At 73.0% G+C, this 21,661-nt stretch carries 20 protein-coding genes and 2 pseudogenes; 17 read left to right on the forward strand and 5 right to left on the reverse strand.

The genetic code is table 11. From position 1 onward, the window contains the following. Nucleotides 1-275 precede the first annotated feature (275 nt). A pseudogene (locus tag GXW83_RS33830) lies at nt 276-689 on the forward strand (carbohydrate binding domain-containing protein); the annotation flags it as partial. Here the strand turns inward: GXW83_RS33830 and GXW83_RS34790 are convergent. Further along, nucleotides 617-958, reverse strand: a complete 342-nt coding sequence (locus GXW83_RS34790) for a hypothetical protein (RefSeq protein WP_255431372.1) — start codon at nt 956-958, stop codon at nt 617-619. The pseudogene GXW83_RS33830 and the gene GXW83_RS34790 overlap by 73 nt on opposite strands. A 12-nt stretch (nt 959-970) precedes the next feature. Here GXW83_RS34790 and GXW83_RS33835 point away from each other — a divergent pair, with 12 nt between their 5' ends. After that, a complete protein-coding gene (locus tag GXW83_RS33835) occupies nt 971-1,843 on the forward strand; it encodes a glycosyl hydrolase family 18 protein (RefSeq protein WP_225446783.1) in 873 nt (290 codons plus the stop codon). 264 nt (nt 1,844-2,107) lie between these two features. Then, a pseudogene (locus GXW83_RS35265) lies at nt 2,108-2,419 on the forward strand (carbohydrate binding domain-containing protein); the annotation flags it as partial. On the opposite strand, the gene GXW83_RS35270 reads toward GXW83_RS35265, so the two are convergent. Continuing rightward, nucleotides 2,347-2,796 (reverse strand): hypothetical protein, encoded by a 450-nt coding sequence (locus tag GXW83_RS35270; protein WP_370466909.1) that lies wholly within the window; start codon nt 2,794-2,796, stop codon nt 2,347-2,349. The pseudogene GXW83_RS35265 and the gene GXW83_RS35270 sit on opposite strands and share 73 nt — an antisense overlap. Here GXW83_RS35270 and GXW83_RS06010 point away from each other — a divergent pair. Continuing rightward, nucleotides 2,756-4,366 (forward strand): glycosyl hydrolase family 18 protein, encoded by a 1,611-nt coding sequence (locus tag GXW83_RS06010; protein ID WP_370466864.1) that lies wholly within the window; start codon nt 2,756-2,758, stop codon nt 4,364-4,366. The genes GXW83_RS35270 and GXW83_RS06010 overlap by 41 nt on opposite strands. A gap of 92 nt (nt 4,367-4,458) precedes the next feature. On the opposite strand, the gene bcp is transcribed toward GXW83_RS06010, so the two are convergent. Beyond that, the gene (gene bcp / locus GXW83_RS06015; RefSeq protein ID WP_182441856.1) at nt 4,459-4,926 is read right to left on the reverse strand and encodes a thioredoxin-dependent thiol peroxidase; all 468 of its coding nucleotides are present in this window, start codon (nt 4,924-4,926) and stop codon (nt 4,459-4,461) included. Nucleotides 4,927-5,065: 139 nt separating this feature from the next. On the opposite strand from bcp, the gene GXW83_RS06020 reads away from it, so the two are divergent. Then, nucleotides 5,066-5,413, forward strand: coding sequence for a DUF3618 domain-containing protein (locus tag GXW83_RS06020; RefSeq protein WP_225446784.1), 348 nt, complete (start codon nt 5,066-5,068; stop codon nt 5,411-5,413). Between the two features lie 129 nt (nt 5,414-5,542). Continuing rightward, on the forward strand, nt 5,543-5,845 hold the full coding sequence (locus tag GXW83_RS06025; protein WP_182447115.1) for a co-chaperone GroES: 303 nt from the start codon (nt 5,543-5,545) through the stop codon (nt 5,843-5,845). A 125-nt stretch (nt 5,846-5,970) separates the two neighbouring features. On the opposite strand, the gene GXW83_RS06030 is transcribed toward GXW83_RS06025, so the two are convergent. Continuing rightward, entirely contained in the window at nt 5,971-8,394 is a 2,424-nt protein-coding gene (locus GXW83_RS06030) for a transglycosylase domain-containing protein (RefSeq protein WP_182441858.1), read from the reverse strand. 387 nt (nt 8,395-8,781) lie between these two features. Between GXW83_RS06030 and GXW83_RS06035 the strand changes: the two genes are divergently transcribed. From GXW83_RS06035 to GXW83_RS06050, 4 genes are read left to right on the forward strand one after another with little or no spacing between them, the layout of a single operon-like run. After that, on the forward strand, nt 8,782-9,597 hold the full coding sequence (locus tag GXW83_RS06035) for an ABC-2 family transporter protein (protein ID WP_182447118.1): 816 nt from the start codon (nt 8,782-8,784) through the stop codon (nt 9,595-9,597). Continuing rightward, nucleotides 9,590-10,453: an ABC transporter permease gene (locus GXW83_RS06040; RefSeq protein ID WP_370466571.1), complete on the forward strand. Its 864-nt coding sequence runs from the start codon at nt 9,590-9,592 to the stop codon at nt 10,451-10,453. Before GXW83_RS06035 ends, GXW83_RS06040 begins: the two co-directional genes overlap by 8 nt. Nucleotides 10,454-10,509: 56 nt before the next feature. Next, complete coding sequence (locus GXW83_RS06045) at nt 10,510-11,502, forward strand: ATP-binding cassette domain-containing protein (RefSeq protein WP_225446785.1); 993 nt, start codon at nt 10,510-10,512, stop codon at nt 11,500-11,502. Nucleotides 11,503-11,534: 32 nt separating this feature from the next. Next, on the forward strand, nt 11,535-13,301 hold the full coding sequence (locus tag GXW83_RS06050) for a beta-N-acetylhexosaminidase (RefSeq protein WP_182441859.1): 1,767 nt from the start codon (nt 11,535-11,537) through the stop codon (nt 13,299-13,301). A 26-nt stretch (nt 13,302-13,327) separates the two neighbouring features. On the opposite strand, the gene GXW83_RS06055 is transcribed toward GXW83_RS06050, so the two are convergent. Continuing rightward, the gene (locus tag GXW83_RS06055; RefSeq protein ID WP_225446786.1) at nt 13,328-14,377 is read right to left on the reverse strand and encodes an aminotransferase class V-fold PLP-dependent enzyme; all 1,050 of its coding nucleotides are present in this window, start codon (nt 14,375-14,377) and stop codon (nt 13,328-13,330) included. A 152-nt stretch (nt 14,378-14,529) separates the two neighbouring features. On the opposite strand from GXW83_RS06055, the gene GXW83_RS06060 reads away from it, so the two are divergent. From GXW83_RS06060 to GXW83_RS06090, 7 genes are all read left to right on the forward strand, one after another. After that, nucleotides 14,530-15,825 carry a DUF445 domain-containing protein gene (locus GXW83_RS06060; RefSeq protein WP_225446787.1) on the forward strand — a complete coding sequence of 432 codons (1,296 nt, stop codon included), beginning with the start codon at nt 14,530-14,532 and terminating at the stop codon, nt 15,823-15,825. A gap of 81 nt (nt 15,826-15,906) precedes the next feature. Next, on the forward strand, nt 15,907-16,971 hold the full coding sequence (locus GXW83_RS06065) for an adenosine deaminase (protein ID WP_182441860.1): 1,065 nt from the start codon (nt 15,907-15,909) through the stop codon (nt 16,969-16,971). A 141-nt stretch (nt 16,972-17,112) separates the two neighbouring features. After that, nucleotides 17,113-18,231, forward strand: a complete 1,119-nt coding sequence (locus GXW83_RS06070; protein ID WP_182441861.1) for a TIGR03364 family FAD-dependent oxidoreductase — start codon at nt 17,113-17,115, stop codon at nt 18,229-18,231. After that, nucleotides 18,231-18,944 carry a phosphonatase-like hydrolase gene (locus GXW83_RS06075; RefSeq protein WP_182441862.1) on the forward strand — a complete coding sequence of 238 codons (714 nt, stop codon included), beginning with the start codon at nt 18,231-18,233 and terminating at the stop codon, nt 18,942-18,944. Before GXW83_RS06070 ends, GXW83_RS06075 begins: the two co-directional genes overlap by 1 nt. A 120-nt stretch (nt 18,945-19,064) precedes the next feature. Next, nucleotides 19,065-19,844: an HAD-IIA family hydrolase gene (locus tag GXW83_RS06080; RefSeq protein WP_182441863.1), complete on the forward strand. Its 780-nt coding sequence runs from the start codon at nt 19,065-19,067 to the stop codon at nt 19,842-19,844. 236 nt (nt 19,845-20,080) lie between these two features. After that, nucleotides 20,081-20,920, forward strand: a complete 840-nt coding sequence (locus GXW83_RS06085; protein ID WP_182441864.1) for a hypothetical protein — start codon at nt 20,081-20,083, stop codon at nt 20,918-20,920. Next, a complete protein-coding gene (locus GXW83_RS06090; protein WP_182441865.1) occupies nt 20,913-21,611 on the forward strand; it encodes a class F sortase in 699 nt (232 codons plus the stop codon). The genes GXW83_RS06085 and GXW83_RS06090 overlap by 8 nt, the downstream gene beginning before the upstream one ends. Nucleotides 21,612-21,661 lie beyond the last annotated feature (50 nt).

Genomic DNA, 21,661 nt, shown 5'->3' on the forward strand with positions numbered 1-21,661 from the left:
GTCGGTCACACGGGTTTGAACGCGCGTACACGGATGTGGTTGAGACCAATAGGACTAGGCCAGTTTCCGCAGGATGGCCGCTGACCTGCCCCTTCGTTGAACCTTAAAGAAAATTAAGTGACACGTTGCTGAATGGTGTCTTGACGCTGAGGGTTGGTCCAGGCCAATTTATGCAGCACGCGGTTGCTACTGAGGAGTTGCGTGGGGGCCTCGGATCAACTGCCGTAGCGGGACCGCAGGTTCAGGTGACGGATGTTGTGGTTGCGGAGGCAGAGATGATCGAGAAGCCCATCAACGGACAAGTCCGGCGCGTCAGACGGGAGTTGCTGGCGGTCTGTACCGCCGCCCTGCTCGGGCTGGGCGGGCTGGTGGCCGTCGACGGTTCGGCGCAGGCGTCCAGCAGCCAGCTGCTGGTCAATCCCGGCTTCGAGAGCGGGAATCTGAGCGGGTGGAGCTGTTCCACCCTGGACGCGGTGGTGGGCACACCGGTCGCCGCAGGCTCCTACGCCCTGGCCGGAACTCCCGCCGGGCAGGACGACGCGCAGTGTACGCAGACCGTCGCCGTCGTGCCGAACTCGACCTACACCCTCACCGGCCAGGTGGAGGGCGACTACGTCTACCTCGGTGCCACCGGTACCGGCGTGACCGCCTCCAACTGGACGCCCAGCGCTGCCAGTTGGACCACACTGTCGACCAGCTTCAGCACCGGCGCATCGACCACCTCGGTGCAGGTGTACGTCCACGGCTGGTACGGCGAGGGCACGTTCCGCGCCGACAACCTGGCCCTGACCGGCCCGGCTCCGGCCGGCGGCGGAGGCCCCACCAGCAGCCCCACCGCCACTCCGACCCCCACGGCCACCCCCACCGCGAGCGCCGGCCCCACGGCGAGCGCCACCCCCACCCCCACCGGGACGCCGACCACCCCGGTCAGCCCCCGCCCAGCACCGGCTTCACCCACCCGGTGTACTTCATGCCGCTGGACAACTCCCCGCAGGCCGTCTCCGACATCGTCGCCGGCTCCGGTGAGAACCAGTTCCTGCTGGCCTTCGTGCTGGACTCCGGCAACTGCACCCCGGCCTGGGACGGCGACGCCTCCTCCCCGGTGTCGAGCGACACCGCCGTCCTGGCGGACGTCAACGCGATCCGGGCCGCCGGCGGCGATGTGAGCGTCTCCTTCGGCGGCTACAACGGCACCGAGCTGGGCAGCGACTGCGGCAGCAGCACCGCCCTCGCCGCCGCGTACCAGCAGGTGATCACCAAGTACGACCTCACCCGGATCGACCTGGACTGGGAGAACGGCAGCCTGGACGCCAACATGGCGGTCCGCTGGGGCGCGATCAAGCTGCTGGAGTCGGAGGACCCCAAGCTGCAGGTCTCGCTGACCATCCCGATGACCACGGTCGGCCTGCCCGACACCGGACGGGACGAGATCCAGCAGGCGATCAACGACGGCGCCCGGATCGACCGGGTCAACATCATGGACTTCGACTTCGGCCTCGACAGCGGCACCGAGACGGCGGCGGCCGAGGGCGTCGCCAACGACGTGGTCGCCCAGCTGGAGACGCTGTACGGCTGGAACGCCGCCACGGCCTGGTCGCACCTGGGCGTGCAGCTGATGAACGGTCACACCGACCAGCCGAGCGAGCTGTTCACCCAGTCCACCTTCACCGACCTGCTCGGCTTCGTCCAGGCCAACCACGCCGCTCAGTTCTCCTACTGGGACGTCAACCGGGACCGGGCCTGCGATCCGAGCGTCGTGCACTACTGGGCCGACGGGGCCTGCAGCAGCGTCACGCAGAACCCGTACGACTTCACCAAGATCGTCACCCAGTTCAACGGCTGACGGCCGGCACCCCCACAGACCCACCCGCGCCGGGCGGCGGCCGGTAATCCCCCACTTGCCTGTCGCAGCTCACCCCCGGCGCGGGTGACGCCCCACGGCTCCACCCGCAGGACCAGCACCACACCCCCCACAGTTCACGAGGAGTACGTCATGTCAGAGCGTTTCCTGTCCGCCCGCCGAGGCCCGGAGCGGAGGTTGAAGCGCAGTACGGCGCTGGCCACCGCCACCGTGCTGTTCGCCGGTACCGCGGCCCTCGCTTCCAGCATGGCGTCGGCCAGTGCGGCGGCGACAAATCTGCTGTCCAACAGCGGGTTTGAGGCCGGCAGCCTGAGCGGATGGTCCTGCTCGACGCTGGACAGCGTGGTCTCCACGCCCGTCCACAGCGGGTCCTGGGCGCTTGCCGGCGCCGCCTCCTCCAGTGATGACGCGCAGTGCGCGCAGACCGTGACGGTGCTGCCGAACACCACGTACAGCCTGTCGGCGTACGTCCAGGGTGAGTACGTCTACCTGGGGGCGACCGGCACCGGGGTGACGGCGAGCACCTGGACGCCCGGCACGTCCGGCTGGACGCAGCTGTCGACGAGTTTCACCACGGGTGCGTTGACCACTTCGGTGCAGGTGTACACCCACGGCTGGTACGGCGAGGGCACGTACAACGCGGACGATGTGTCGCTGACGGGTCCGGGCGGGGCGTCCGGCAGCCCGAGCGCCAGCGCGTCCGCCTCGCCGTCGCAGTCGGCCTCGTCCTCGCCGTCCCCGTCGGCGAGCGCCTCGCCGTCGCAGTCGGCGCCGCCCTCCCCGTCGGCCTCCGCGAGCGCCTCGCCCTCGCAGTCGGCCTCGGCCAGCCCGTCGCCGTCCGCCTCCGCCAGCAGCGGTACCGGCACCGGCACGGCTCCGACCGGTGACGGCCTGGTGACCGCGCCGACCGGGCTGACGGCGAAGGTCACCAACACGGCGGTGACGCTGTCGTGGAAGGGCTCGACCGACAACTCGCAGACCGGGGACGCCCCCGCGTACTACGTCTACTCGGGCGCCAACCTGATGGCGACGTCGATGGGCGACTCGGTGACGGTCAGCTCGCTGCTGCCCAACACCGCGTACACCTTCACCGTCCAGGGCTACGACAAGGACGGCCACGCCTCGGCCGAGTCCGCGCCGGTCTCGGCGACGACGGGGGCTGCCGCGAGCGGTCCGATGAAGTCGGCGTACTTCGACCAGTGGGGCATCTACGGCAACGCCTACTACCCGAAGAACGTGGCCACGTCGGGCGCGGCCTCGGGCCTGAAGGTCATCACCTACGCCTTCGAGAACATCGACCCGACCTCGCACACCTGCTTCGAGGCGGTCAAGGCGTCGGACTCGACCAACGACTCGGACCCGAACGCGGGCGACGGCGCGGGTGACGCGTTCGCGGACTACCAGAAGTCGTACACCGGCGACATCAGTGTGGACGGCTCCTCGGACGCCTGGTCGCAGCCGATCAAGGGCAACTTCAACCAGCTGCGGGAGCTGAAGGCGGAGGACCCCAACCTGCGGATCGTGCTGTCGATCGGCGGCTGGACGTACTCCAAGTACTTCTCCGACGCGGCTGCGACGGCCGCCTCCCGGCAGGCGTTCGTCTCCTCCTGCATCAACATGTTCATCAAGGGCAACCTGCCGACGGGTATCTCCGGTGACGCCTCCGGCGGCACGGCCTCGGCGGCGGGCCTGTTCGACGGCATCGACATCGACTGGGAGTACCCGGGCTCGGCCGACGGCCACGCGGGCAACCACTACTCGGCCGCCGACACCGCGAACTACACCGCGCTGCTGGGCGAGTTCCGCAGCGAGCTGGACGCGTACGGCAACAGCATCGGCAAGCACTACCTGCTGACCGCGGCGCTGCCCAGCGGCCAGGACAAGATCGCCGACATCCAGCCGGCCGCGATCTCGCAGTACCTGGACTACGGCGACATCATGACCTACGACATGCACGGCGCGTGGGAGACGGACGGTCCGACGGACTTCCAGGACCCGCTGCACGCCTCGGCGAGCGACCCGAGCCCGGTGGTCGCGCCCGGCAACGAGCAGTACAACATCGACGAGACGATCAAGGCGTACACCAAGGGCGATCCGCAGTACGGGATCACCGGCGGGTTCCCGGCGAGCAAGCTGGTGCTGGGGGTGCCGTTCTACTTCCGTGGCTGGTCGGGGGTGACGGCGGGCAGCAACTACGGCCTGTACGAGCCCGCGACCGGTGCCAGCCCGGTGCAGACGTACACCCAGGAGGCCGGGATCGCCGACTGGAAGGAGCTGGTGGCGCAGGGCCTGACGACGGGTTCCACGGTCCACTGGGATCCGACCACGGACAGTTCCTGGATCTACAGCAACGGCACCTTCTACACGGGTGACACGCCGCAGGCGATCACCGCGCGCGGCTCGTACGCCACGGCGAACGGCCTGGGCGGGATATTCGCCTACTCGTTCGAGGGTGACGACTCCAGCAGCACCCTGATCAACACCCTGGTGAAGTCGATGCCGTAACCGGCACCGGGTGGGACAGGCAGGGGCGGCGCACCGGGAGGTGCGCCGCCCCTGTGGCGTCCGCCGGGAGGGGGCTCGGACGCCGAGGTCGTTCAGACGCCGAGGTCGCGGATCAGCTTGGCCACGTGGCCGGTCGCCTTGACGTTGTAGAAGGCGTGCTCGATCCGGCCCTGCTCGTCGACGACCACGGTCGAGCGGATCACCCCGGTCACGGTCTTGCCGTACATGGTCTTCTCGCCGAACGCCCCGTACGCGGTGAGGACCTCCTTGTCCGGGTCGGCCAGCAGCGTGACCTTGAGGTTCTCCTTCTCGCGGAACTTGCCCAGCTTCTCCGGCTTGTCCGGGGAGATGCCCAGCACGTCGTACCCGGCCTGGGCCAGCACGTCCAGGTTGTCGGTGAAGTCGCACGCCTGCTTGGTGCAGCCGGGTGTCAGTGCCGCCGGGTAGAAGTAGACGATGACCTTGCGGCCGAGGTGCTCGGCGAGGGACACCTCCTTGCCGTCCGCGTCCTGAAGGGAGAAGGCCGGGGCGGTGTCGCCGGGCTTCAGTCGCTCACTCATGGGTAGGTGCTCCTGGATCTCGGATGGGGGGGTCGCGCATACAGAACGTACTCCGAAGGCGGGTGCCGCTGCGCGTGGCGGCTCATCACCTGACAAACTGTCCGAGAGCATCAGGTGGCGACGGAGGGAAGGTGTCCTCGTGGGCGAGGTCAGCACGAGGGGTAAGGACGGCAAGGACGTCCGCAGCGCAGCCCAGATCGAGGCGGACATCGTCCGGACAAGGCGGCAGCTCGCGGCCACGCTGGACGAGCTGGCCGTGGCGGTGCACCCCTCTACGGTGATCGGTTCGGCCAAAGCGCAGGTCAGGGCTACGGTCGAGCAGAAGACCAGCAAGGCGTTCGTGGCGGTGAACCGCAGCGTCGAGCAGGTGAAGGCGCAGTTCGTGGACGAGAAGGGCAGCCCGCGCAAGGAGCGGATCGTGCCCGTCGCGGCGGTCGGCGCCGCGCTGGTGGTCGGCGTGGTCCTGCTGCGCCGGCGCCGCAGGTAGCACAGCCGGGGGTGCGCGCGGGCGGGGTTGCCGGTCGCGCGCGGGCGTGTCCGCTGTTCGGTGTACCGTCCATGCGTGAACGATTCCACCGAACGGGGATACCCCCTGGGCGAGAAACTGCCCATCAAGATGCTGCACGACCGGGTGCTGGTGCGCGCGGACGGCCCGGAGGGCGACCGCCGCTCGACCGGAGGCATCCTGATCCCGGCGACGGCCGAGCTCTCGCGCCGCTGCGCCTGGGCGGAGGCGGTCGCGGTCGGCCAGAACGTGCGCAGCATCGAGCCGGGCGACCGTGTGCTGTACGACCCGGAGGACCGGGCCGAGGTCGAGGTCCGCGGCGTCATGTATGTGCTGCTCCGCGAGCGGGACATCCACGCGGTGGCGTCCGAGCGCGTGGGCGAGGGCCAGGGCAGCACCGGCCTTTATCTCTGACCTGAGCCTGTGACCTGAGCTTGCATCTGTGACCTGAGACCCGCCCCGACCGCACCCCGGCCGGGGCGGGTCTGCTCAGGCGTCCGGGAAGCGCCCCGCCTCGACGCCGCCCCGGCGCGGGGCCGTTACGGGTGGGGGGCGGTGCCGGGCGGGGGTGCGGTGTTCGGGGCGAGCGGGCCGGCGGTCGGGGTGTCGGCCGGCGGGGTGGACGGGGCGGGCGTCGGCGGGGTGGAGGCGGGCGGCGTCGGCGCGGAGGTGGTGGGTGCGGGCGCGCTGGGCGTCGGCCGGCCGGGGGTGGTCGGTGCGGTGGCCGGGGTGGAGGGGGTGTTCGGCGCGGTCGGCGTGGGCGCCTGGGTGGTCGGGGCGGGGGCCTGCGGCTGGGTGGAGGTGGAGGCGGCGCTGTCGAGGTCGAACTGCGCGACCGGTTGGCCGTCGAGGGCCTCGGTCATGTAGGCGGTCCAGATCTGGGTCGGGAAGGCCCCGCCGTTGACCCGGTCGACGCCCGCGGCCTCGCCCAGGGAGAGCCGGGCGTGGGTGGTCGGGTCCTCGGCGAACAGGCCGACCGAGGTGACCAGCTGCGGGGTGTAGCCGACGAACCAGGCCGAGTTGTTGCTGTCGGTGGTGCCGGTCTTGCCCGCCGCCGGGCGGTCCAGGCCGAGGGCCAGGTAGCCGGTTCCGGAGGGGCTGACGACGCCCTCCAGGACGGAGGTGACGGTGTCGGCGGTGTCGCGGCTGAACGCGGTCCTGGCCTGGTGCTCAGGCAGCGCCTTGGACTGGCCGTCGTGGCTGAGCGCCTGCACCGACCAGGGGGTGATCTGCCGGCCGTGGTCGGCGAAGGTGGCGTAGGCCCCGGCCAGCTGGATGGCGTCCGGGGTGGCCACGCCCAGCGCCAGGGAGGGGTTGCCCGCGCTCATGTTGGGGGTGTCGGTGGGCAGCCCGGCCGCGATGGCGGCGTTGCGGACGTTGTTCAGTCCGGCGTCGGCGGCCTCCTGGGCGTACACGCTGTTGACCGACTTCTTCATGGCGTACGCGAGGCTGATCTCGCCGTAGTCGACGTCGTCCTCGTTGGGCGGCGCGTAGGACAGGCCCTTGGGCAGGCCCTGGACGCTGCGGCCGCTGGTGCCGTCGTACAGGGTGGAGGGCGTGATCGGGTCGCCGTCCTGGGTGGTGGCGTTGTTCTGCAGCCCGGCGGCCAGGTCGAAGGCCTTGAAGGTGGAGCCGACCTGGATGTCGGTGCGGGTGGCGTCGTTGAACTCCTGCTTGGCGTAGTCGGGGCCGCCGTACGCGGCGACGAGCCTGCCGGTGGTGGGGTCGACCGAGCCGGCGGCGGCGCGGACGTCCTTGGCCTTGGCGGTGTCCGGCAGCTGCTGGGTGAGCTGGCTGCGGACGGCCGAGGTGAGGGCGTCCTGGTCGTTCTTGACGAAGGTGGTGGTGATCCGCCAGCCGCCGGCGGCCAGGGTGGCCGGGTCGACGACGTTGTTGTCGGTCAGGTACTGGTCGGCGATGTCGATCAGGTAGCCGGCCTGGCCGCTGACGCCGTTGACGGCGGTGGGCTCCTTGGTGGCGGGGAACTTCTCGGCGGCCCGCTGCCCGGGGGTGAGCCAGCCGAGCTTGACCATGCCGTCCAGCACGTAGTTCCAGCGGGCGACGGCGTTGGCCTTGCCCGCGGGGGTGGCGGTGGCGACGTCGTACGCGCTGGGGGCCTGCAGCAGTGCGGCCAGGTAGGCCGCCTGCGGGACGTTCAGCTGGGAGGCGTTGACGCCGTAGTAGGCCTGGGCGGCGGCCTGGATGCCGTAGGCGCCGCGGCCGAAGTAGCTGGTGTTGAGGTACCCGGCCATGATGGTGTCCTTGCTCTCGGTCTGGTCGACCTTGAGCGAGATGAAGAACTCCTTGGCCTTGCGGGCGACGTTCTGCTCCTGGTTGAGGTAGTAGTTCTTGACGTACTGCTGGGTGATGGTGGAGCCGCCCTGCAGGCCCCGGCCGCTGACCGTGTACCAGCCGGCCCGGGCCATGCCGGTGATGCTGACGCCGCGGTTGCTGTAGAAGGTGCGGTCCTCGGCGGAGACGGCGGCGTGCTGCATGGTCTGGGAGATCTGCCCGATGGGCACGGAGACCCGGTTGACCAGGCCGGTCTGACCGATCTCGGTCTTGTTGTCGGCGTAGTAGTAGACGTTGCTCTGCGCGGTGGCGGCGGCGTTGGGGTCGGGCACCTGCACCACCATGTACATGAGGACGAAGGCGCCGATGCCGAGCAGCAGCACGGTCAGCACGCCGCCCAGGACCATCCGCCAGGTCGGGATCGTCCGCCGCCACCAGGGCTTGGCCCGGCGCGCGGCCTTGCGGGCGCGCTTCCTGGCGCGGCGGCGCTCGCGTCCGCCCGCGCCCGCGCCGCCGCCGTCGGAGCGGTCCTCGGCGGCCAGGGCGTCGGGCGCGGACGGGTAGCCGTACGCCTGCGCGTGCTGTGGTGCGTGGTCGAGGGGGTCGCGTCGGAGGCCCTCCGGATCGCGGTCGGGGGTTCCCCAGCCCGGTCCCTGTGGTCCTTGACTCATCTGCGTGGTGCTCCTCGGCCTGGCGGACGCTCCTGCCTGCTCACGGTTGTGTGGCCTGCCGACGGTGCGTGGTTGCGTCCGATTATGTCTGTCTTCTGCCCGGATGCCCCATGAGGGCCGGTGAAACCGGATGCGGCGCGCCCCTGCGGGTCGCTACGCTCGCTTGAGGACAACTCCATACGGCAAGCCCCTCCGCGTACCCCCGGGTCGCTGCGGACGGGGCCTCCTTGGCGTGCGCGCGCATGCGGCGTCGTACGCCCAGACGCGTTATCGAGAGGATGTGGTTCCCGGATGACGCCGACCGTCGACGCCACCCACCCGCCCAGTCCACCTCAACGACACCCCCGCCCGGTACCCTCCGCCGCGCCCCGGCCGGGGCTGTCGGCGCTGCGGCTGTACGCGGCGGTCGCCCGGGGCAGCTTCCGCCGGTACGCCACCTACCGGGCGGCGACCTGGGCCGGGGTCTTCACCAACACCGTCTTCGGCTTCTTCATCGCCTACACCTACCGGGCGCTGTGGGAGATCCGGCCGCACCTGGGCGGCTACGACCTGGGCGCCGCCCTCACCTACGTCTGGCTGGGCCAGTCCCTGATGGTGCCGGTGGCGGCGATGGGCGGCGGCATCCAGGACGACCTGGAGGCGCGGATCACCTCCGGCGACATCGCGGTGGACCTGTACCGGCCGGTGGACCAGCAGGGCTGGTGGCTGGCCGCCGACCTGGGCCGGGCCGGCTACCACCTGCTGTCGCGCGGGGTGCTGCCGCTGGCCGTCGGTGCGCTGTTCTTCCGGCTGCGGATGCCCGCCGGGGGAGCCGCCGAGGCGGCGCTGACCTGGGCCGGGTTCCTGGCGTCGCTGGTGCTGGCGGTCGTCGTCAGCTTCGCGCTGCGCTACATGGCCTCGCTGACCGGCTTCTGGCTGCTGGACGCCCGGGGTGTGCGGCAGGTCACAGCGGTGCTGGGGATGTTCTTCTCCGGCTTCCTGCTGCCGCTGACGCTGCTGCCCCCGGCGCTGGGCGCGGTCGCGCAGCACCTGCCGTGGGCGGGCATGGTACAGATCCCGGAGGACGTCTTCCTTCAGCGGCGGACCGGCGGCGCGCTGCTCTCCGGCCTGGCGCTGCAGCTGCTGTGGGCGCTGGTGCTGCTGGGCGCGGGCCGGCTGGTGCAGCGGGCGGCGGCGGCCAAGGTGGTGGTCCAGGGTGGCTGAGCAGCGGGCGGTGCCGGCCGCGCTCCCGGCCCCGGCCGGCCTGCCGGCCCGGATCTACGAGGCGCTGCGCGTCTACGCGCTGGTCGCGCGGATGTGGCTGCGGGCCTCGCTGGCGTACCGGACCTCGTTCTGGCTGACCACGATCGGCAACGCGGTCACCTCCGGCCTGGACTTCGCCGTGATCGCGATCATGTTCCTGCACACCTCGGCGCTGGGCGGCTGGACGCTGCCGCAGGTGGCGTTCCTGTACGGCACCTCGGGGGCCACCCTGGGCCTGGCCGATCTGGCGGTGGGCAGCCTGGACCAGCTCGGGCAGCGGGTGCGGGACGGCTCGGTGGACACCGTGCTGGTGCGTCCGGCCGCCGCGCTGGCGCAGCTCGGCGCGGACCGTTTCGCGTTGCGGCGGACGGGCCGGGTGGTGCAGTCCCTGCTGGTCCTGGCCTGGGCGGTGTCCCGGCTGCACCTGGACTGGACGGCCGGGCGGCTGCTGGTGACGGCGGTGCTGCTGGTCTGCGGCAGTGTGATCTTCGGGTCGGTGTTCGTCGCCGGGGCGGCCTTCCAGTTCTTCGCCACCGACGCCGCCGAGGTGCAGAACTCGGTGACCTACGGCGGGGCGACGATGCTCCAGTACCCGCCCACGATCTACGCCCGCGACCTGGTACGGGGCGTGGTGTACGGGGTGCCGCTGGCGTTCGTGAACTGGCTGCCCGCGCTGTACGTCCTCGGCCTGCCGGATCCGCTGGGGCTGCCCGGCTGGTTCCGCTTCGCCTCCCCGGTGGCCGCGCTGGTCTGCGCGACGGCCGCCGGGCTGGCCTGGCGCGCGGGGCTGCGCGCCTACCGCAGCACCGGAAGCTGACTCGTCGGAAGCCGAACGCCTCCGCGGAGGCGGCGGAGAAATCGGAGGCATGGATCGTGGGAACGGGAATCATCGAGGTCGAGAACGTGGCGCGGACGTTCACGGTGCGCCGCAGGGTCGGGCGGCTGCGGCGCGAGCGGGTCGAGGTCCGGGCGGTGGAGGACCTGAGCTTCAGCGTCCGGGCCGGGGAGATGGTGGGCTACATCGGGCCCAACGGCGCGGGCAAGTCCACCACCGTCAAGATGCTGACCGGCATCCTGGTGCCCTCGTCCGGGCGGCTGCGGGTGGCCGGGGTCGATCCGCAGCGGGAGCGGACCCGGCTGGCGCGGCGCATCGGCGTGGTCTTCGGGCAGCGCACCACGCTGTGGTGGGACCTGCCGCTGCGGGACTCGTACGAGCTGGCCCGGCGGATCTACCGGATCGAGCCGGCCCGCTACCGGGCCAATCTGGACCGCTGCGTGGAGCTGCTGGAGCTGGGCCCACTGCTGGACGTGCCGGTGCGGCAGCTCTCGCTGGGGCAGCGGATGCGCGGCGACATCACCGCGGCGCTGCTGCACGATCCGGAGGTGCTGTACCTGGACGAGCCCACCATCGGACTGGACGTGGTCAGCAGGAACCGGGTGCGGGAGTTCCTCGCCGAGACCAATGCGGAGGCGGGCACCACGGTGCTGCTCACCACGCACGACCTCACCGACATCGAACGCCTGTGCTCGCGGGTGATGGTGATCGACCACGGCCGGGTGGTCTACGACGGCGGCCTGGAGGGGCTGCACGACACCGGGCGCAGCGAGCGGACGCTGGTGGTGGACCTGGCCTCGGCCGCGCCGCCGATCGAGGTGCCGGGCACCCGGGTGGTGCGGGTCGAGGGGCCGCGCCAGTGGCTGGCCTTCCCGGCCTCTCAGAGCGCCGCGCCGCTGGTGGCGGCGGTCGCCGCGGCCTATCCGCTGGTGGACCTGTCGGTGCGGGAGCCGGCCATCGAGGACGTCATCGCACGCATGTACGGGGATATCGCCGGAACTGGTGCCCGGGCGGTGGGCGTGGGTGATTGAGTTGCCTATGAGCAGTTGAGACGATTACCTGCATGGTCCGGAAAGCGCTGGTCGCCGCGAGTGCCCTGCTGGCCCTGTCGCTGGCGGCCGCCGTCTCCGGGTGCGGGGCGTCCCGGCCGGGGTCGGTGTCCTCCGACTCGTCCCCGGCCCCGTCGTCCCCCTCGGACCCCTCGTCCTTGTCCGCCGCCGGTACCGGCTCCGGCTCCGGCCCGGGCTCCGGCTCGGGCGCGGCTGCCGGTGCGGTGGCCCCGTCGGGCGGCAACGCGGCCGGAGCGGCGCTGCCGCTGGTGCCGGAGCCCTCGGCGGTCGCCGCCACCGGCGGGCCCGGGTACCCGGTCACCCCGGCGACCGTGCTGCGGGCCGAGGGCGGTCCGGCCGCCGGGCAGGTGGCCGGGCAGCTGGCCGCGCTGCTGCGCGCCTCGACCGGCCTCACCCTGCCGGTGCGCGGCGCCGAGCCGCCCGCCACCGGGCCCGGCGCGGCCGTGCTCGGGGCCGGGCTGGCGCAGGCCGGCGACGGCGGCGTGGTGCTGCGGCTGGACCCGGCCGCCGGCACCGGACCGGAGGGCTACCGGCTCGCCTCCGGCCCGGGCGGGGTGCTGGTCACCGCCGTGACCGGCGCCGGGCTGTTCCACGGCGTGCAGACGCTGCGCCAGCTGCTGCCCGCCAAGGGCCCGGGAATGGTGCCCGCGGTGCGCATCGCCGACCAGCCGCGCTACGCCGTCCGCAGCGCCGAGCTGGACGTCGCCCGGCACTTCTTCCCGGTGCCGGTGGTCGAGCAGACCATCGACCTGCTCGCCGAGTACAAGTTCAACTACCTGCACCTGCACCTGACGGACGACCAGGGCTGGCGGATCGCCGTGCCCGGCCTGCCCGGGCTGACCGGCGTCGGCGCGGCCACCGAGATCGGCGGCGGCCCGGGCGGCTACTACACCGACGCCGACTACCGGGCGATCGTGGCCTACGCGGCGGCCCGCTACATCACCGTCGTCCCCGAGGTGGACATGCCCGCGCACATCAACGCGGCGCTCACCGCCTACCCGGCGCTGGCCTGCGGCGGCTCCGGCGCGGCCGACCCCCGTCCGTACACCCGGGTCGGCGGGGCGACGGACAGCCTGTGCACCGGCAGCCCGTCCAGCTACGCCTTCGTCGACCAGGTGGTGGCGGAGCTGGCCCGGCTGACGCCCGGGCCGTACCTGGACGTCGGCGGCGACGAGGCGCTGTCCGTCGACCCGGCCGACTACGCCGCGTTCATGACCCGGGTGTCGGCCATCGCCCGGGCCCACGGCAAGCAGCCCGAGGCGTGGGAGGACGCCGCCTCGGCCCGGGGCGGCCCGGCGCTGCTCGGGGTGTGGCACCCGGTCTCGCAGGAGCCCGCCGGGCTGCCCGCCCGGCTCGCCGCCGCCGTCCGCGGCGGCGCCCGGCTGCTGCTGGAGCCCGCCGACCACGCCTACCTGGACCAGAAGTACGACGCCTCCACCCCGCTCGGCCTGGACTGGGCCGGGTACGTCGGCGTCGCCAGGAGCTACGGCTGGGATCCGGCGACGCTGCTGGCGGGCGTTCCGTCGAACGCGGTGGCCGGGGTCGAGGCCGCCGTGTGGACCGAGACCATCGCCACCCCGCAGCAGCTGCAGACCATGCTGCTGCCCCGGCTGCCCGCCCTGGCCGAGGTCGGCTGGACCCCGCAGGCCGACCGCGACTGGTCCTCCTTCCGGCTCCGGCTGGCCGCCCAGGCCCCGCGCTGGGACGCCCAGCAGCTGGCCTGGACCAGGGCCCCCGGCGTCCCCTGGCCCGCGCCCTGAGCTGCCCGGGCCGACGGCCCCGCCGGTCAGCCCCGCTGCAGCGAGCGCAGCGCGCTGTGCACCAGGTCGACCGTGGCCAGCGTGGTGGAGGCGTGCGCGCACAGCCTGATCCGGTCGGCGCGGACGGTCGCGGTCACCCCGTGCCTCTCCAGCGCCGCCCCGACCAGCGCCGGATCGGTCTTCGGCAGTGCGAAGGAGACGATCCCGGCGCGCTCGTGCTCGGCCGTCGGCGAGAGCACCGTGCCGCCGGTGCTGCGCACGGTGTCGACCAGCTCGTCGGTGCGCTGGGCGATGTGCGCGGCGATCCGGCGCATGCCGACCCGCTCGACCAGCTCCAGCGCGCGGGCCAGGCCGCCGGCCGCGACCGGGTTGGCGTTGGTGACCGAGAAGCGCTGCGCGCCCTGCGCCGGCGGGTGCTCGCGGCCGTCGAAGACGCCTGCGTCGGCGACCCCGGTCCAGCCGGTCAGCACCGGCTGCAGCCGCTCCAGGGCCGCCGCCGAGGCGTACAGGAAGCCGGTGGACCAGCCCGCCCGCAGCCACTTCTGACCGCCGGTCACCAGCAGGTCCGCGGCCGTCCAGGGCAGCTCGGTGGCGCCCATGCCCTGGATCGCGTCCACGACCAGCAGCCGGTCCGCCCCGATGACCTCGCGGATGCCGCCCAGGTCGGCGCGGAAGCCGGTGCGGTAGTCCACCGCGGACACCGACACCGCGACCGTCTCCCGGGTGAGCGCGGAACGCACCAGGTCGGGCGTGATCCGGCCGAGCCTGTCAGCGGCGAGTGGTACGGGTTGTACCCGGCCGAGCGCCGCGGCGCGACGCCACGGGTACAGGTTGGAGGGGAACTCCTGCCCCGGCACCAGCACCTCCCCGCGCGGCAGGCCGAGGGCCGCGTGGAACAGGCCGGTGCTGGTGTTGGGGAGCAGCGCGACCCGCTCCAGGTCCGCGGAGGCGGCGTTCAGGCCCAGCAGCCGGGCCGCGGCCTGACGCGCCCGCAGCTCCTGGCGCATCAGCTCGTCCACGGTCCGGGAGGTGCCGTGCGAGGACTGGGTCAGCAGACCGGTCGTGGTCTCCACCACGTCCGCGGAGGGAGGTCCGAATCGTCCGAAGTCCAGATAACCGTCCGGTTCGATGAAATGTTCGGCATAACCGGACAGGCCACCCGGGCCCGGCAGAGCTGACAAGGCGGGTATCTCCCGTACGTCGATCTCGAAGAGGTAAGACTGGGAACGTGGATACGCTCGAAGACAGTAAGGCCGAACGCCCGCTCGGGGTGCGCTACACGGCGTCGGACGAGGTGAAGCGGCGTGGCGTACGGCGGATGAAGGCCATCGCCACCGGCTTCCTGGTCGCGGCGACGGTGGTCTACGCCCTGGCCAGTTGGGGTGTGCACGACCGCGTCGGCGCCTGGGCCGGGTACGTCCAGGCCGCCGCCGAGGCGGGCATGGTGGGTGCGCTCGCGGACTGGTTCGCGGTGACGGCGCTGTTCCGCCGCCCGCTCGGGCTGCCCATCCCGCACACCGCGATCATCCCCACCAAGAAGGACGTCTTCGGGCGCAGCCTGGGTCAGTTCGTCGGCGAGAACTTCCTCTCCGTGGAGGTGGTCCGGGGCCGGTTGAGAGCCCTGGGCGTCGGGCGGCGGCTCGGCGAGTGGCTGTCCGCGCCCGGCAGCGCCGAGCGGGTCACCCGGGAGGCGTCGGCCGCGCTGCGCGGCGCGCTGGCGGTGCTGCGCGACGACGCCGTGCAGGCGGTCATCGGCGAGGCGGTGACCCGGCGGGCCGCCGCCCAGCCGGTGGCCCAGCCGATAGGCCGGATGCTGGACCGGATCGTCTCCGAGGGCGGGCACCGGGGCGTGGTCGACCTGTGCGTGCTGCGGGCCAACAGCTGGCTGGTGGAGCACCGGGACACGGTGATCCAGACCATCGCCGAGGAGACCCCGGGCTGGACCCCGAAGTTCATCGACCGGCAGGTCGGCGTCAAGGTCTACCGGGAGCTGCTGCGCTTCTCCGAGGAGGTCAGGGACGATCCGCAGCACGCGGCGCGGGGCGCGGTGGACAGCTTCCTGGCGGACTTCGCCAAGGAGCTGCGCACCGATCCGGAGACCATCGCCAAGGTCGAGCGCGCCAAGACCGACCTGCTGGCCCGCCCGGAGGTGCAGGACCTGATCGCGTCCGCCTGGAGCTCGGTGCGCGGCATGGTGCTGGAGGCCGCCGAGGACGAGAACAGCCAGCTGCGGGTGCGGCTGCGCGACGGCATCCGCTCCTTCGGCGCGCGGTTGGCCACCGACCCGGCGATGCAGGCCAAGGTCGACGGCTGGCTGGAGGACGCGGCGGAGTACGTGGTGGACACCTACCGGGGCGAGATCACCTCGCTGATCTCGGAGACCGTGGCGAGCTGGGACGCGGACGAGGCCTCCCGCAAGATCGAGGCCAACGTCGGCCGCGACCTGCAGTTCATCCGGATCAACGGCACCGTGGTGGGCGCCCTGGCCGGGCTGCTCATCCACGCCGTCTCCGCGCTGTTCTGAGCCGCTCCGCTCCCCTCCGGGCCGTCCGCGCCGCTGTGAGAAGCTGCCAGTTCGTCGAGCGGAACGGATGGGAGCGGGTCCATGGCAGCGGTACAGCACGGAATCCAGAGCGGGGCGGGCGGCGGGATCGAGGGCTTCGTCGCCGGGCTGCCCAAGGCGGAGCTGCACGTCCACCACGTCGGCTCGGCCTCGCCGGCGGTGGTGGCCGGACTGGCGGCCCGCTACCAGGGCCGGACCTCGGTGCCGACCGATCCGCAGGCGCTGGCCGAGTACTTCGAGTTCACCGACTTCGGCCACTTCATCCAGGTCTACCTGTCGGTGGTGGACCTGATCCGGGACGCCGCCGACGTCCGCGCGCTGACGTACGGGGTGGCCGTGGACATGGCCCGGCAGAACATCCGCTACGCCGAGCTGACCGTCACCCCGTACAGCTCGGTGCGGCGCGGCATCCCCGGCGAGGCGTTCATGGAGGCCATCGAGGACGCCCGCAAGGCGGCCGAGTCGGAGCTGGGCGTGGTGCTGCGCTGGTGCTTCGACATCCCCGGCGAGGCCGGGCTGGAGTCCGCCGAGATCACCGAGCGCTTGGCGCTGGATCTGCGCCCGGAGGGGCTGGTCAGCTTCGGCCTGGGCGGTCCGGAGGCGGGCGTGCCGCGCCCGCAGTTCCAGCCGTACTTCGACCGGGCGCGCGCCGCGGGCCTGCACAGCGTCCCGCACGCGGGCGAGGCCACCGGCCCGCAGACGGTCTGGGACGCGCTGCAGGTCCTGGGCGCCGAGCGCATCGGCCACGGCACCACCTCGGTCCGCGACCCGCGGCTGGTGGACTACCTGGGCGAGCACCGCATTCCGCTGGAGGTCTGCCCCACCTCCAACATCGCCACCCGGGTGGTCGAGCGGATGGAGGAGCACCCGATCCGGCAGATGGTGGACGCCGGGCTGTACGTCACGGTCAACAGCGACGACCCGCCGATGTTCGGCACCGACCTGAACCACGAGTACACGGTCGCCGCCGGGCTGCTCGGCCTGGACGAGGCCGGGATCGCCGAGCTGGCGCGGCAGGGCGTGCGGGCGTCCTTCCTGGACGACGCCGGCAAGGCCGCGATCATCGCCGAGATCGACGCGTACCTGAAGGGGTGGCAGGCGCTCTGAGCCGGCCGCTCCCGGGGCGGCGGGGGTGGACAGCTCCGGCCAGGTGTCCGGTAAGTTGTATGGACAACTTGTTGGAGCTGTTCATGCCCGATTCACCGGAGGTCGTCCGTCATGTCATCCAGAAGCTCCATGGTCGACCCCGTGAGAGTCATCGTCGTAGGAGCAGGCGCGCTCGGGACCATGCACGCATGGCATCTGGTCGAGCGCGGACATGAGGTCGTCCATCTGGAGCGCGAACCGCAGGCGCGGGGCGCGTCTGTGCGCAACTTCGGGCTGGTGTGGGTCGGCGGCCGGGCCGAGGGGCCCGAGCTGGCGACCGCGCTGCGCGCCCGGGAGCTGTGGGGCGCGATAGCCGAGCAGGTCCCCGAGGTCGGCTTCCGGGCCGACGGCTCGCTGACCGTGGTCCGCACCGAGGCGGAGTACGCGGTCGCCGCCGAGGCCGCCGCCCGGCCCGACGCCGGGGTGCGCGGCTGGGAGCTGCTGGACGCCGACGCCGTGCGCAAGCACAACCCCGCGCTCCGCGGCGAGCTGCTCGGCGGCCTGTGGTGCGCCCAGGACGCCCAGGTCGAGCCGCGGGTGACGCAGCGTGCGCTGCAGGACCGGCTCGCCGCCTCCGGCCGGTACACCTTCCTCGGCGGCCGGGAGGTCCGCGAGGTCGTCGGCCGCGGCGTCCGCGACGACCGGGGCGAGCTGCACAGCGGCGACGCCGTGGTCCTGTGCACCGGCGCCTGGCTGGGCGGCCTGGTCCGGGAGCTGGCGCCGGAGCTGCCGGTGCGCCGGGTGCGGCTGCAGATGATGCAGACCGAGCCGCTCGGCGAGCAGCTGACCACCTCGGTGGCGGACGGCGACAGCTTCCGCTACTACCCGGCCTACGCCGGCCCGGCCCTGGAGGCGCTCAACAGCGCCCAGCCGCAGCACCCGGTCGCCGCCGGGCACCGGATGCAGCTGCTGCTGGTCCAGCGCGCCGACGGCTCGCTGACCATCGGCGACACCCACGAGTACGACCAGCCGTTCGGCTTCGACGTGGTCGAGGAGCCGTACACGTACCTGGCCGGCGTGGCCGAGCACCTGCTGGGCCGCCCGCTGCCGCCCGTGCGCCGCCGCTGGGCCGGGGTGTACGCGCAGTGCGTGGACACCGCCGAGGTGGTCCACCGCCAGCAGGTGCGCGACGGCGTCTGGCTGGTGACCGGCCCCGGGGGCCGCGGAATGACCTGTTCGCCCGCGATCGGCGAGGCGACCGTGACGGAGATGGGACTGTGATGGCTGATCAGACTGCTGCCGGGCGCGAGACCGGGCCGCGTACCCGGCTGGTCGTGCTGGACATGGCGGGCACCACCGTGGCCGACGACGGCCTGGTGGAGCAGGCGTTCGACGCCGCCGCGGCCGAACTGGGCGTGGTCCACGGCACCGACGAGCACGCGCGGATGGTCCAGCACGTCCGGGACACCATGGGCGAGAGCAAGATCAGCGTCTTCCGTGCGCTGTTCGGCGACGAGGCCAAGGCCCAGCAGGGCAACCGCGCCTTCGAGGCCGCCTACGACCGGCTGGTCGACCAGGGCCACTGCGCCGCGCTGCCCGGCGCCGAGAAGGCCGTCCGCGAACTGCGCGGAGCGGGCCTGACGGTCGTGCTCACCACCGGCTTCTCCGGCCCCACCCAGCAGCGCATCCTCACCGCGCTCGGCTGGGAGTCCCTCGCCGACCTGGTGCTCTGCCCGGCCGACGCGGGCGGCCGCGGCCGCCCCTACCCGGACCTCGCCCTGGCGGCGCTGCTGCGCACCGGCGCGGCCGACGACGTCCGGGAGCTGGCCGTGGTCGGCGACACCGGCTACGACATGCTCTGCGGCGCGCGCTCCGGCGCGGGCGTGGTCGCGGGCGTGCTCACCGGGGCGCACGACGCCGAGCGGCTGCGCGCGGGCGGGGCCACCCACGTCCTCGCCTCGGTCGCGGAGCTGCCGCAGCTGCTGCTGGGCTAGGCCCCGCGGCCCCTGTCGTGTGCCGTCCCGGCAGGCGGGACGGCACACGACGGGGGCCCGGCGCACCAGTAGGCTGAGGTCGTCGGGGCAGCCCAACCCACTGATTGAGGAGATGCCGACGTGGCGGAACGCAAGCCGGTCGAGTCGTGGCTGACGGACATGGACGGCGTCCTCGTCCATGAGGGGACGATCATCCCCGGCGCGGACGAGTTCATCTCGCGGCTGCGCCAGTCCGGCAAGCCCTTCCTGGTGCTGACCAACAACTCCATCTACACCCCGCGCGATCTGCACGCCCGGCTGGCCGGCATGGGCCTGGACGTCCCCGAGGAGTGCATCTGGACCTCGGCGCTGGCCACCGCGAAGTTCCTGCACGGCCAGCGCCCGGCCGGCACCGCGTACGTCATCGGCGAGGCGGGCCTGACCACCGCGCTGCACGCGATCGGCTACGTCCTCACCGACAGCCGCCCCGACTACGTCGTGCTGGGGGAGACCCGCACCTACAGCTTCGAGGCGCTGACCAAGGCGATCCGGCTGATCAACGACGGCGCCCGGTTCATCTGCACCAACCCCGACGAGACCGGCCCCTCCACCGAGGGCGTGCTCCCGGCGACCGGCTCGGTCGCGGCGCTGATCACCAAGGCCACCGGGGTGGAGCCGTACTTCGTCGGCAAGCCCAACCCGCTGATGATGCGCGAGGCGCTGAACACGCTGAACGCGCACTCGGAGACCACGGCCATGATCGGCGACCGGATGGACACCGACATCAAGTCGGGCATGGAGGCCGGTCTGGAGACGGTGCTGGTGCTCACCGGCCTGACCCAGCAGACCGAGGTGGAGCGCTTCCCGTACCGCCCCTCCCGGGTGGTGAAGTCGGTCGCCGACCTGATCGAGGAGATCTGAGCGCGCCCCCGGCCGCCTGCCGCCCCCATCCGCCTGCTGCGCTCTCTCCGTCTGCGGCCCCGTCCTCGTGTTCGAGGGCGGGGCCGTTCGGATGACGGGCTCACCCGGTCGGCCCTGACGGAACGTCACCCGGTGTATGTCGTCCCGGCAAAAGCTGGTATCTCGTCATATTTTGGGCTCCGAGGGCGAGCGGGCCGAGACCCACCTCGGCGAGCCCGGACCGAGAGGAGCCCCGCGTGTCCAGCAGGACCGACGAGCAGGCCGAACGATCGCGCGACCGGAGCGGCAGGCGCCCTCCGGGGCCCGGCACCGGAGCCCGGGCGGCGTTCACCGCCGCGGCGGTGGCGGCGGTGCTGGCGGCGGGCGGCGCCCCCGCCTTCGCCGCCGCGACCGGCCCGGACGCCCCCGCGCCGCAGCCGGCCGCCCACCCCGCCGCGCGTACGGCCGCCCTCCCCGGCGGCGGCCACACCGTCACCACCCTGGTGACCGCAGGCGGCCCCGCCGCCGCTCCCGCCCCCGGCGCGGGTGCCGCCGCTGGCACGGGCGCCGACGCCGTCGCCCTGCCCGGGGCCGGGCCGGTGGTGGACGTGATCATGGTCGCCCCGGCGACCACCCGCCCCGGCGGCACCGTGGACCTGCGGACCTTCGCCGACTGCGGCGGCGGCGCGGGCACCGTCATCTCGGCCGCGCTGGCCGCCCCCGCCCCGCTCGCCATGGCCGCCGACGGCGGCCTGTTCGCCCAGGGCGCCGTCGCCCGGGGCGCCCAGCCGGGCGACTACGCCGTGCTGGAGACCTGCCGCGGCAGGACGGTCGCTGCCGGCACGATGACCGTCCGCGCCCTCGGCGCCCCGGCGGCCGGTGGCGGCTGGGGCGCCACCCGGCTGGCCGGCTCCGGGCTGGGCCCGTCCGGCCTGGCCGCCGGGCTCGGCTCCGCCTTCGGCCTGGACGACGCCCGGCCCACCGGCGAGCTGCCCTCCCGCGCCGAGCAGTACGCCTCGCTCGGCTTGATCGGTGCGGCCGTCGCCGCCGCCGTCCTCTTCACCTGCCAGCGCCGACGCGCCCTCCGCCGTGGCTGAGCTGCGGCTGCCGGGACGCTCGGTGCGCCGCACCGTCGGGCTGGCGACCGGGACGCTCTCCGGCTGCCTGTGCGCCGTCGCCTTCGCGGGGGCGGCGCTCGGGCTCGCCCACGCGGACCGGGGGCTCGCGGCGGCGGGCCCGCAGTCCGCCGCCGCGTCCACCGCCTCCACCTCGGACGACGCGCTGCACCGCACGCCCGGCCGGGCCGCCCGGACCGTGCACCGGCCGCTGGACAGGTCCACCCCGATCCAGTTCTCCATCCCCTCCGTCGGCCTGACCGCGCCGCTGCTCGGCCTCGGCATGGACAGCAAGGGGTCGCCCGAGCTGCCGCCGTTCTCGCAGCCCAGGACCGCCGGCTGGCTGCGCGACTCGGTCACCCCGGGCGAGGCCGGCACCGCCGTCCTGGTCGGCCACGTCGACACCCGCACCGGCCCGGCGGTGATGTGGAACCTGTCGGCGGTCCGGCCCGGCGCGCAGGTCGAGGTGGTCCGGCTGGACGGCACCACCGCGGTGTTCACCGTGGACCGGCTGAAGACGTACGCAAAGACCGGCTTCCCGGCCGCCCTGGTCTACGGCCCCAGCCCCGACGCCGAGCTGCGGATCATCACCTGCGGCGGCGGCTACGACCGCGCCCGCCAGGAGTACACCGGCAACGTGGTCCTCTTCGCCCACCTCAGCGGCGTGCGCTGAGGCCGACCCCGGCGGCTGCGTACCATGTACGCAGCTCCCGGGGCGGGAGC

It is taken from the genome of Streptacidiphilus sp. PB12-B1b, from assembly GCF_014084125.1.
Taxonomy (GTDB): Bacteria; Actinomycetota; Actinomycetes; order Streptomycetales; family Streptomycetaceae; genus Streptacidiphilus.